At 59.7% G+C, this 10643-nt stretch carries 8 protein-coding genes; 6 read left to right on the plus strand and 2 right to left on the minus strand.

Features of this window, described 5'->3' with window-relative positions; all coding sequences use genetic code 11:
• Window positions 1-55 precede the first annotated feature (55 nt).
• A complete protein-coding gene (locus tag ACW9IR_RS26385; protein WP_457465571.1) occupies window positions 56-640 on the minus strand; it encodes an acyl carrier protein phosphodiesterase in 585 nt (194 codons plus the stop codon).
• Window positions 641-810: 170 nt separating this feature from the next.
• On the opposite strand from ACW9IR_RS26385, the gene ACW9IR_RS26390 reads away from it, so the two are divergent.
• The 3 genes from ACW9IR_RS26390 to ACW9IR_RS26400 are packed head-to-tail and all read left to right on the plus strand — an operon-like array spanning window position 811 to window position 3392.
• A complete protein-coding gene (locus ACW9IR_RS26390; RefSeq protein WP_007917068.1) occupies window positions 811-1113 on the plus strand; it encodes an ArsR/SmtB family transcription factor in 303 nt (100 codons plus the stop codon).
• Window positions 1114-1147: 34 nt separating this feature from the next.
• Window positions 1148-2314, plus strand: coding sequence for an MFS transporter (locus tag ACW9IR_RS26395; protein ID WP_457465573.1), 1167 nt, complete (start codon window positions 1148-1150; stop codon window positions 2312-2314).
• A 28-nt stretch (window positions 2315-2342) separates the two neighbouring features.
• On the plus strand, window positions 2343-3392 hold the full coding sequence (locus ACW9IR_RS26400; protein WP_102902717.1) for an alkene reductase: 1050 nt from the start codon (window positions 2343-2345) through the stop codon (window positions 3390-3392).
• Between the two features lie 473 nt (window positions 3393-3865).
• Here ACW9IR_RS26400 and emhR read toward each other — a convergent pair whose 3' ends face one another.
• Window positions 3866-4498, minus strand: a complete 633-nt coding sequence (gene emhR, locus ACW9IR_RS26405) for an efflux system transcriptional repressor EmhR (RefSeq protein ID WP_007917080.1) — start codon at window positions 4496-4498, stop codon at window positions 3866-3868.
• 266 nt (window positions 4499-4764) lie between these two features.
• Here emhR and ACW9IR_RS26410 point away from each other — a divergent pair, with 266 nt between their 5' ends.
• The 3 genes from ACW9IR_RS26410 to emhC are packed head-to-tail and all read left to right on the plus strand — an operon-like array spanning window position 4765 to window position 10532.
• On the plus strand, window positions 4765-5922 hold the full coding sequence (locus ACW9IR_RS26410) for an efflux RND transporter periplasmic adaptor subunit (protein WP_457465575.1): 1158 nt from the start codon (window positions 4765-4767) through the stop codon (window positions 5920-5922).
• A gap of 3 nt (window positions 5923-5925) precedes the next feature.
• Window positions 5926-9075: an efflux RND transporter permease subunit EmhB gene (gene emhB / locus ACW9IR_RS26415; protein WP_016982808.1), complete on the plus strand. Its 3150-nt coding sequence runs from the start codon at window positions 5926-5928 to the stop codon at window positions 9073-9075.
• Complete coding sequence (gene emhC / locus ACW9IR_RS26420) at window positions 9072-10532, plus strand: efflux RND transporter outer membrane subunit EmhC (RefSeq protein WP_102902715.1); 1461 nt, start codon at window positions 9072-9074, stop codon at window positions 10530-10532. Before emhB ends, emhC begins: the two co-directional genes overlap by 4 nt.
• The last annotated feature ends 111 nt before the right edge of the window (window positions 10533-10643 follow it).

A 10643-nucleotide genomic window follows, 5' to 3' on the forward strand; every position in this document is an offset into this window, starting at 1 on the left:
AGTCAATACTAATGTCGACTGACACACCGCTATCGCGAGCAGGCTCACTCCTACATTAGATTTTCTGTGTCTGAGGGTTTTGTGCGAAGTCCTGGAGTTGTGGGTAGAAGAGTCGGAAGTCTTCGCTGAGCGGCTCATACAACCGCCGCAATTCCTCCATCGCCCCCGCCAGTTCCTCCGGACGGCTCAGTCGCCGCGAGATCCCGCGCAACACCTGCTCCAGCACTTCAAACTGCTGATACGAACCCAACCAGTCATTGGCAACCATGTGCGGGGCGATCCTCGCCAATCGTTCGGGCAATTGCGGCTCGCGGGTCAGCACCCGATACACATCAGCGGTGAAAACCTCTAGCGGCTGTTCGGCATACAGCTTCCAGTCCCGCGCCAGGCAATGATCGAAAAACACATCGAGGACGATCCCGGCATAACGCCGCCTCGTATCGGTAAACCGTCCCAGGGCGATGTCCACCAGTGGATGGCGATCGGTGAACACGTCAATCCGTCGATGCAGTTGAATGGCTGCTTCCACCTCCGGCGCAAACTGCCCTTGCAGCCGACCTTTGACGAAATCGCCATACAGACTGCCGAGCAGTTGCCCGGGGCGCTGGCCACCGAGGTGTAAATGTGCGAGATAGTTCATGGGCGCAGCTTAGCACTGCGACCCATGAGCCATACACCCACGTATCGTTATAACGCGATATACCAATTTATGCTGACGTCAGATCAAAATCATATTGGTGTATCGCGATCTAACGATTTATATTTCGCCACATCGCGATATAGCGTTGTACACATTGTGAGCACCCTGCCATGAACCTCGACCTCGACGAAATAATAAAAGCCCTGGCGCACCCAGTACGACGAGACATCCTCAACTGGCTGAAAGACCCGAAGAACGAATTTCCGGAACAGTTGCACAACCACGAGTACGGCATCTGCGCCGGGCAGATCGATCAACGCTGCGGCCTGTCGCAGTCGACCGTTTCGGCACACCTCGCAACGTTGCAACGCGCCGGTCTGATCAGCAGCCAGAAGGCCGGTCAATGGCACTTTTTCAAACGTAACGAGGACGTGATCCAGGCGTTCCTCAGCACCCTCAGTAAAGAGCTCTGACCCTTAACGTCAGCCAGCCGACAAGGAAACCTGCATGCCCCTCTCGCTACTCATCCTCGCCTTGAGCGCCTTCGCCATCGGCACCACCGAATTCGTCATCATGGGCCTGCTGCCCGATGTGGCGGCTGACCTCGGTGTGTCGATCCCCGGCGCCGGCTGGCTGGTGACCGGTTACGCCCTCGGCGTGGCCATCGGTGCGCCATTCATGGCCATAGCCACCGCCAGACTGCCGCGTAAAGCAGCACTGGTGGCGTTGATGGGCATTTTTATTGTCGGCAACCTGCTCTGCGCCATTGCCAGTGACTACAACGTGCTGATGTTCGCCCGGGTGATCACTGCGCTGTGCCACGGTGCGTTCTTCGGCATCGGTTCTGTCGTCGCGGCGAATCTGGTGCCAGCGAATAAACGCGCTTCGGCAGTGGCTTTGATGTTCACCGGCCTGACCCTGGCCAACGTCCTCGGTGTGCCGCTGGGCACCGCGCTGGGTCAGCAATACGGCTGGCGCTCGACCTTCTGGGCCGTCACCGTCATCGGCGTGATCGCACTGATCGGCCTGATCCGCTTCCTGCCGGCCAAGCGTGACGAAGAAAAACTCGACATGCGCGCCGAACTCGCCGCCCTTAAAGGTGCCGGAATCTGGCTGTCTCTGAGCATGACCGCGCTGTTCGCCGCCTCCGTCTTCACCCTGTTCACCTACGTCGCCCCGCTGCTCGGCGAAGTCACCGGTGTGTCACCCCGTGGCGTGACCTGGACGCTGATGCTGATCGGCCTGGGCCTGACCGTCGGCAACATCATCGGCGGCAAACTCGCCGACAAAGGCATGGCCGCCACGCTGATCGGCGTGTTCATCGCCATGGCCGTGGTCTCCACCGTGCTGACCTGGACCAGCGTCGCGCTGATCCCCACCGAAATCACCCTGTTCCTCTGGGCCACCGCGTGTTTTGCCGCCGTGCCGGCGCTGCAAGTCAACGTGGTGACCTTCGGCAAAGCCGCACCGAACCTGGTGTCGACCCTGAACATCGGCGCCTTCAACGTCGGTAACGCCCTCGGCGCCTGGGTCGGCGGCAGCGTCATCGCCCACGGTTACGGCCTGACCAGCGTGCCGCTCGCAGCCGCCGCACTGGCCGTGCTCGCCCTGCTGGTGACCCTGATTACTTTCCGTCAGAACGGCAATGCCGATCTGGCCCCGGCAACTAACTGATTAACTTTTACTTATGAGGGTTGTAGACATGGCAACTATTTTTGATCCGATCAAACTGGGCGACATCGAACTGGCCAACCGCATCATCATGGCTCCGCTGACCCGCTGCCGCGCCGACGAAGGCCGCGTACCGAACGCGCTGATGGCTGAATACTATGTACAGCGTGCTTCCGCTGGCCTGATCCTCAGCGAAGCCACGTCGGTGACGCCGATGGGCGTTGGCTACCCGGACACCCCAGGCATCTGGTCCAACGATCAAGTGCGCGGCTGGGCCAACGTCACCAAAGCCATTCACGGTGCTGGCGGCAAGATCTTCCTGCAACTGTGGCACGTCGGCCGGGTTTCCCACCCGTCGTACCTCAACGGTGAAGCGCCGGTGGCACCGAGCGCCATCCAGCCGAAAGGTCACGTCAGCCTGGTTCGTCCAATGGCCGACTACCCAACCCCACGTGCACTGGAAACCGCTGAAATCGCCGACATCGTCGACGCCTACCGCACCGGTGCCGAAAACGCCAAAGCCGCCGGTTTCGACGGCGTGGAAATCCACGGCGCCAACGGTTACCTGCTCGACCAATTCCTGCAAAGCAGCACCAACCAGCGCACTGACAACTACGGCGGCTCGCTGGAAAACCGTGCGCGTCTGCTGCTGGAAGTGACTGACGCCGCGATCGAAGTCTGGGGCGCCGGCCGTGTCGGTGTGCACCTGGCACCGCGCGCCGATTCCCACGACATGGGCGATGACAACCTGGCGGAAACCTTCACCTACGTTGCACGTGAACTGGGCAAGCGCGGCATCGCGTTCATCTGCTCCCGCGAGAAAGAAGGTGCCGACAGCCTCGGCCCGCAACTGAAAGAAGCGTTCGGTGGCCCGTACATTGCCAACGAAAAATTCACCAAGGACAGCGCCAACGAGTGGCTGGCGAGTGGCAAGGCTGATGCGGTCGCGTTTGGTGTGCCGTTCATTGCCAACCCGGATCTGCCAGCTCGTTTGAAGGCGGATGCGCCGTTGAATGATGCGCGGCCGGAGTTGTTCTACGCGAAAGGCCCGGTGGGTTATATCGACTATCCAGCGCTGTAAGAAGCAGAAACACAAAGCCCCCGACTTGTGAGAGTCGGGGGCTTTTTTGTGTTCGCCGGGAGATTGATTGCGCTTTTTAGTACGCAGCCCCTCACCCCAGCCCTCTCCCGAGGGAGAGGGAGCCGATCTGTGTGCTTTTCAAATTTGGAGTTCGACCTGATATCTCAGGTCGGCGTATCTCGAACGATCACCTCGGTCAGTCCCCCCTACCTCTGGGAGAGGGGGCAGATCGGGGAATGTTCGAAACCTGAGTTCGACTGGGTTTTTCAGGTCGGTGTAACTTGCAAGAACACCTCGGTCAGTCCCCTCTCCCTCTGGGAGAGGGCTAGGGTGAGGGCAAGTGGCTCACACTCATTCACACAGACGACACAAATTCCCTACAAAATGCGTAGTTCGCTACGTATAAACTCCCCGCCGCAGGTCTGTGTAAAGGCAGGTCAATTGACATAACCTGTGCCAATTACGCATTTGTTTCATTTGCGCAGGCTGGGGCTCAGGCGCAGCATATCCAACCCTGTATCGACCCAACGCTCAGCCTCGGCATGCAGCTCAAAGCTGTCCGGCGCCAGCAGCCATCCATACAGAAGGCCATCGATATAGCTGTGAATACTGATGGCCGCGCGGGCAGTGTCGAGATCTTCCGGCAACTGGCCGCGATTGACCGCATTACGCAACGTCAGAGCGATGCGCTCATTGCAATCGAGACTGACGTCCCGGCGCTGCTGGCGCAAATCGCACATTTCATCGGTGAACTCGCACTTATGAAACAGAATTTCGTTGATACGCCGGGTTTTCGGGTCCAGCGCAACTTGATGAAACAAATGAATCAGCAGCTGGCGCATGCAGCCCAGCGGATCGAGTTCATCTTCACTTTCGCTGGCCCTGGCCAATTCATCCAGCGGTTCACGCAGCGAATCCAGCATGGCCTGGACCAGATCCGCCTTGTTGCTGAAATGCCAGTAAATGGCACCGCGCGTGACCCCGGCCAAGGCCGCGATGTCGGCCAACGTTGTACGAGCGACGCCCCTTTCATAAAAGGCTTTCTCCGCCGCTTCCAGAATCTGGCTACGGGTTTCTTGAGCTTCCTCTTTGGTACGACGGACCATGACAGTAAAACCTCAAACAGGATGTTTCAGGGATGGCTGAATATCCGCTGAATAAAGAGGGGGCGATCTCTCACGGATCAGCTCCCCGGCCTACAATTTCAAACCTTGCGACGTGTTTTGTAACAGGGTGGATACGACGCCAAGGTATTTACAAACAACCATGAACGTAAGTATATTCCTTAGCAAGCTACTTATCCACCCGGTATCCTTTTTTTACCCTTACACACTTCTTGTGCGCTATTTGCGCGCCTGACCCGAGGATCTTCATGCAATTCAAGCCAGCTGTTACCGCTCTGGTCACTGCCGTCGCCCTGGCATCGCTGCTCAGCGGATGTAAAAAGGAAGAAGCGGCACCGGCCGCTCCACCGCCTCAGGTCGGCGTCGTCACCCTGCAACCACAAGCGTTTACCCTCACCTCCGAGCTGCCGGGTCGCACCAGTGCGTTCCGCGTTGCGGAAGTTCGACCACAGGTCAACGGCATCATTCTCAAGCGTCTGTTCAAGGAAGGCGGCGATGTCAAAGCCGGCCAGCAGCTGTATCAGATCGATCCGTCGGTCTATGAAGCGACCCTGAAAAGCGCCGAAGCCAACCTGCGTTCGACCAAGTCGATCTCCGATCGCTACAAGCAACTGGTCGACGAGCAGGCCGTGAGCCGTCAGGAATACGACACCGCCGTGTCCAATCGCATGGAATCGGAAGCGTCGTTGCAGACCGCGCAGATCAACGTGCGTTACACCAAGGTTTACGCGCCGATCTCCGGGCGCATCGGCCGTTCTTCGGTCACCGAAGGTGCATTGGTCAGCAACGGCCAGACCGATGCGATGGCGACGATCCAGCAACTGGACCCGATCTACGTCGACGTCACCCAGTCTTCGGTTGAGCTGCTGGAATTGCGCCGCGAGCTGGAAAGCGGTCGTCTGCAAAAATCCGGTGAAAACTCGGCAGCAGTCAAACTGACCCTGGAAGACGGCAGCCAGTACAAGCTCGACGGTAAGCTGGAATTCTCCGAAGTCACGGTCGATCCGACTACCGGTTCCGTGACCCTGCGCGCGGTGTTCCCGAACCCGGATCACACCCTGCTGCCAGGCATGTTCGTTCGCGCCCAGCTGCAGGCCGGCGTCAACGCTGCAGCCATTCTGGCGCCGCAACAAGGCGTGACCCGCGACCTCAAAGGCACCCCGACCGCACTGGTCGTCGGCGCCGACAACAAGGTCGAACTGCGTCAGCTCAAGGCCAGCCGCACCGTTGGCAGCCAGTGGCTGATCGAAGACGGCTTGAAAGCGGGCGATCGTCTGATCACCGAAGGGCTGCAATACGTGCGCCCGGGTGTTCAGGTCAACCCGTCCGAAGCCACCAATGTCGGCAACAAGAACCCGGCCCCCGCTCAGGCAGCTGACAAAGCCGCCGGCGGCAAAGGGGAGTAATTCATGTCAAAATTCTTCATCGACCGTCCGATTTTCGCCTGGGTAATTGCCCTGGTGATCATGCTGGTCGGGGCACTTTCGATCCTGAAATTGCCGATCAACCAGTACCCGAGCATTGCGCCGCCGGCCATTGCGATCTCCGTGACCTACCCGGGCGCTTCGGCGCAAACCGTGCAGGACACCGTGGTCCAGGTGATCGAGCAGCAGCTCAACGGTATCGACAACCTGCGTTATGTGTCCTCGGAAAGTAACTCCGACGGCAGCATGACCATCACCGCGACCTTCGAGCAAGGCACCAACTCCGACACCGCGCAGGTGCAGGTTCAGAACAAGCTGAACCTCGCGACCCCACTGTTGCCGCAGGAAGTGCAGCAACAAGGTATCCGCGTGACCAAGGCAGTGAAAAACTTCCTCTTGGTCATCGGCGTGGTATCGCGTGACGGCAGCATGACCAAGGACGACTTGTCCAACTACATCGTGTCGAACATGCAGGACCCGATTTCGCGGACCGCCGGTGTCGGTGACTTCCAGGTCTTCGGTGCCCAATACGCGATGCGCATCTGGCTCGACCCGGCCAAGTTGAACAAGTACAACCTGACCCCGGGCGATGTCAGCACCGCGATCTCGGCACAGAACGTCCAGGTGTCTTCCGGTCAGCTCGGCGGTTTGCCGGCGTTGCCGGGCCAGCAGTTGAACGCGACGATCATCGGCAAGACCCGTCTGCAGACTGCCGAGCAGTTCAAGGCGATTCTGCTGAAGGTTAACCAGGACGGCTCGCAAGTGCGTGTCGGCGACGTCGCTGACGTCGGTCTGGGCGGTGAGAACTCGAGCATTTCCGCGCAGTTCAACGGCAGCCCGGCTTCTGGTCTGGCGGTAAAACTGGCCAACGGTGCCAACGCCCTCGACACCGCCAAGGCGCTGCGCAAGACGATTGACGACCTCAAGCCGTTCTTCCCGCAAGGCATGGAAGTGGTGTTCCCGTACGACACTACCCCGGTGGTGACCGAGTCGATCAAAGGTGTGGTTGAAACCCTGGTCGAAGCGATCGTGCTGGTGTTCCTGGTGATGTTCCTGTTCCTGCAGAACTTCCGCGCCACCGTCATCACCACGATGACTGTGCCGGTGGTATTGCTGGGTACATTCGGCATCCTCGCGGCGTTCGGTTTCAGCATCAACACCCTGACCATGTTCGGCATGGTGCTGGCCATCGGTTTGCTGGTGGACGACGCCATCGTTGTGGTGGAAAACGTCGAGCGGGTGATGAGCGAAGAAGGCTTGTCACCGAAGGAAGCGACCAAGAAGTCCATGGGCCAGATCCAGGGCGCACTGGTCGGTATCGCGCTGGTGCTGTCGGCGGTACTGTTGCCGATGGCGTTCTTCAGCGGTTCCACCGGTGTGATCTACAAGCAGTTCTCGATCACCATCGTTTCGGCCATGGCCCTGTCGGTACTGGTCGCGCTGATCTTCACCCCGGCGCTGTGCGCCACCATGCTCAAGGCGATCCCGAAAGGCGAGCATGGCACGCCGAAGAAGGGTTTCTTTGGCTGGTTCAACCGCAATTTCGACCGTGGTGTGCAGAGCTACGAGCGCGGTGTCGGCAACATGCTGTCGCGCAAAGCGCCGTACCTGCTGGCCTATCTGCTGATCGTAGTCGGCATGATCTGGCTGTTTACCCGCATTCCAACCGCGTTCCTGCCGGAAGAAGACCAAGGCGTACTGTTCGCCCAAGTGCAGACCCCGGCCGGTTCGAGTGCCGAGCGTACTCAGGTGGTGATCGACGAAATGCGCAGCTACCTGCTGGATAAAGAAGCAGGCGCGGTGTCCTCGGTGTTCACCGTGAACGGCTTCAACTTCGCCGGTCGCGGTCAGAGCTCTGGCCTGGCGTTCATCATGCTCAAGCCGTGGGACGAGCGTAACTCGGACAACAGCGTGTTTGCCCTGGCCCAACGTGCCCAGCAACACTTCTTCAGTTTCCGCGATGCCATGGTGTTCGCTTTCGCCCCGCCTGCGGTACTGGAGTTGGGTAACGCCACCGGTTTCGACGTGTTCCTGCAGGACCGCGCCGGTATCGGGCACGAAAAGCTGATGGAAGCGCGTAACCAGTTCCTCGGCCTCGCCGCTCAGAGCAAGGTGCTCTATCAGGTGCGTCCGAACGGCCTGAACGATGAACCGCAATACCACCTGGAAATCGACGACGAGAAAGCCCAGGCCCTTGGCTTGAGCCTCACCGACATCAACAGCACGCTGTCGATCTCCTTCGGTAGTAGCTACGTCAACGACTTCATCGACCGTGGTCGTGTGAAGAAGGTTTACGTGCAAGGTCAGGCCGGTGCTCGCATGAGCCCTGAAGACTTGAAGAAATGGTACGTGCGCAACAACGCCGGGACCATGGTGCCGTTCTCTGCGTTCGCCAAAGGCGAGTGGATCTACGGTTCGCCGAAGCTGGCCCGTTACAACGGCGTGGAAGCGATGGAGGTGCTCGGTTCGCCAGCGCCGGGTTATTCCACCGGTGAAGCGATGGCCGAAGTCGAAGCGATTGCCAAGAAGCTGCCGGCGGGTGTCGGTATCTCCTGGACCGGTCTGTCCTATGAGGAACGTCTGTCGGGTTCACAAGCGCCAGCGCTGTACGCTCTGTCGCTGCTGATGGTGTTCCTGTGTCTGGCGGCGTTGTACGAGAGCTGGTCGATTCCGATCGCGGTTATGCTCGTGGTACCACTGGGGATCATCGGTGCGCTGCTCGCTACCAGCCTGCGCGGTCTGTCCAACGACGTGTACTTCCAGGTGGGGCTGTTGACGACCATCGGTCTGGCGGCTAAAAACGCCATTCTGATCGTCGAATTCGCCAAGGAACTGCATGAACAGGGACGCAGCCTGCGTGACGCGGCGATCGAAGCCTGCCGCATGCGTCTGCGCCCGATCATCATGACCTCGCTGGCCTTCGTTCTCGGTGTTGTACCGTTGGCGATCTCCACTGGCGCCGGTTCAGGCAGTCAACATGCGATCGGTACCGGCGTGATTGGCGGTATGCTCACGGCCACGATCCTGGCGATCTTCTGGGTCCCACTGTTCTTCGTTACGGTTTCGTCCATCGGCCAGCGTAAGATCGCTGACGAGGATGAAGCTACTGAAACTCCTAAAGAGGCTGGCCAATGAGCAAGTCGCTACTCTCCATCGCAGTCGCCGCCTTCGTGCTGAGCGGTTGCTCGCTGATACCTGACTATCAGCAGCCTGAGGCTCCGGTCGCAGGTCAGTACCCACAGGGGCCGGCGTATTCGCCGGCCCAGGCACCGGCGCAGGCCGCTGCCGAGCAAGGCTGGAAGCAGTTTTTCCATGACCCGGCGCTGCAACAGCTGATCCAGGTGTCCCTGGAAAACAACCGCGACCTGCGTGTCGCGGCGCTGAACATCGACGCCTATGCGGCTCAATACCGCATCCAGCGGGCTGATCTGTTCCCGGCGGTTTCGGCCAATGCCAACGGCAGCCGTCAACGTCTGCCGGCTCGCGCGTCGACGACTGGCGACTCGATGATCAGCAGTTCCTACTCGGCCACCGTCGGCATCAGCGCCTACGAACTCGACCTGTTCGGTCGCGTTCGCAGCCTGAGCGAACAAGCGCTGCAACAATACTTCGCCACCGAAGAAGCACGCCGCAGCACCCAGATCAGTCTGGTCGCCAGCGTCGCCAATGCTTACCTGACCTGGCAAGCGGACAAGGAACTGCTCAAGCTGACCCAGGACACCCTCGGTGCCTTCGAAGAAAGCTACAAGCTGACCAGCCGCAGCAACGAAGTCGGTGTCGCCTCGGCACTGGATCTGGCGCAGTCGCGTACCTCGGTGGAAAACGCCCGTGCCCAACTGGCACGTTACACCCGCCAGGTCGCGCAGGACGAAAACAGCCTGACCCTGTTGCTCGGCACCGGTATTCCGGCCAACCTGCAAGCGGCCAAACCGCTGGCGGATGACCTGCTCAGCGACGTACCGCCGGGTCTGCCTTCGGATCTGCTGCAACGTCGTCCGGACATCCTGCAAGCGGAATACAACCTGAAAGCGGCCAACGCCAACATCGGCGCGGCCCGTGCAGCGTTCTTCCCGAGCATCAGCCTGACCGCCAACGCGGGCAGCCTGAGCCCGGATCTGTCCGGCCTGTTCAAGGGTGGTTCGGGGACGTGGCTGTTCCAGCCGCAGATCAACCTGCCGATCTTCAACGCCGGCAGCCTGCGCGCCAGCCTCGACTACGCCAAGATCCAGAAGGACATCGGCGTGGCGAACTACGAGAAGTCCATTCAAACGGCCTTCCAGGAAGTCGCCGACGGCCTGGCCGCCCGCCAGACCTACACCGAGCAGTTGCAAGCGCAACGTGACTTCGTTCAGGCCAACCAGGATTACTACCGCCTGGCCGAGCGTCGCTACCGCATCGGCGTCGACAGCAACCTGACCTTCCTCGATGCCCAGCGTCAGCTGTTCAGCGCGCAACAAGCGCTGATCACCGACCGCCTCGCGCAGCTGACCAGTGCGGTCAACCTGTACAAGGCGTTGGGCGGTGGCTGGAATGCGCAGACCGCGCAGAACGAACCGCTGAAAGAAGAAGCACCGAAGATGAAGTTGTTCTGATCATCATCAGGTGAAAACAGGAAGCCCACCGATTGGTGGGCTTTTTGTTGCCTGAGAATCAAAAGATCGCAGCCTTCGGCAGCTCCTACATTTGGAATGCATATCCCTGTA

The sequence above is a fragment of the Pseudomonas sp. SDT291_1_S447 genome (assembly GCF_054070155.1).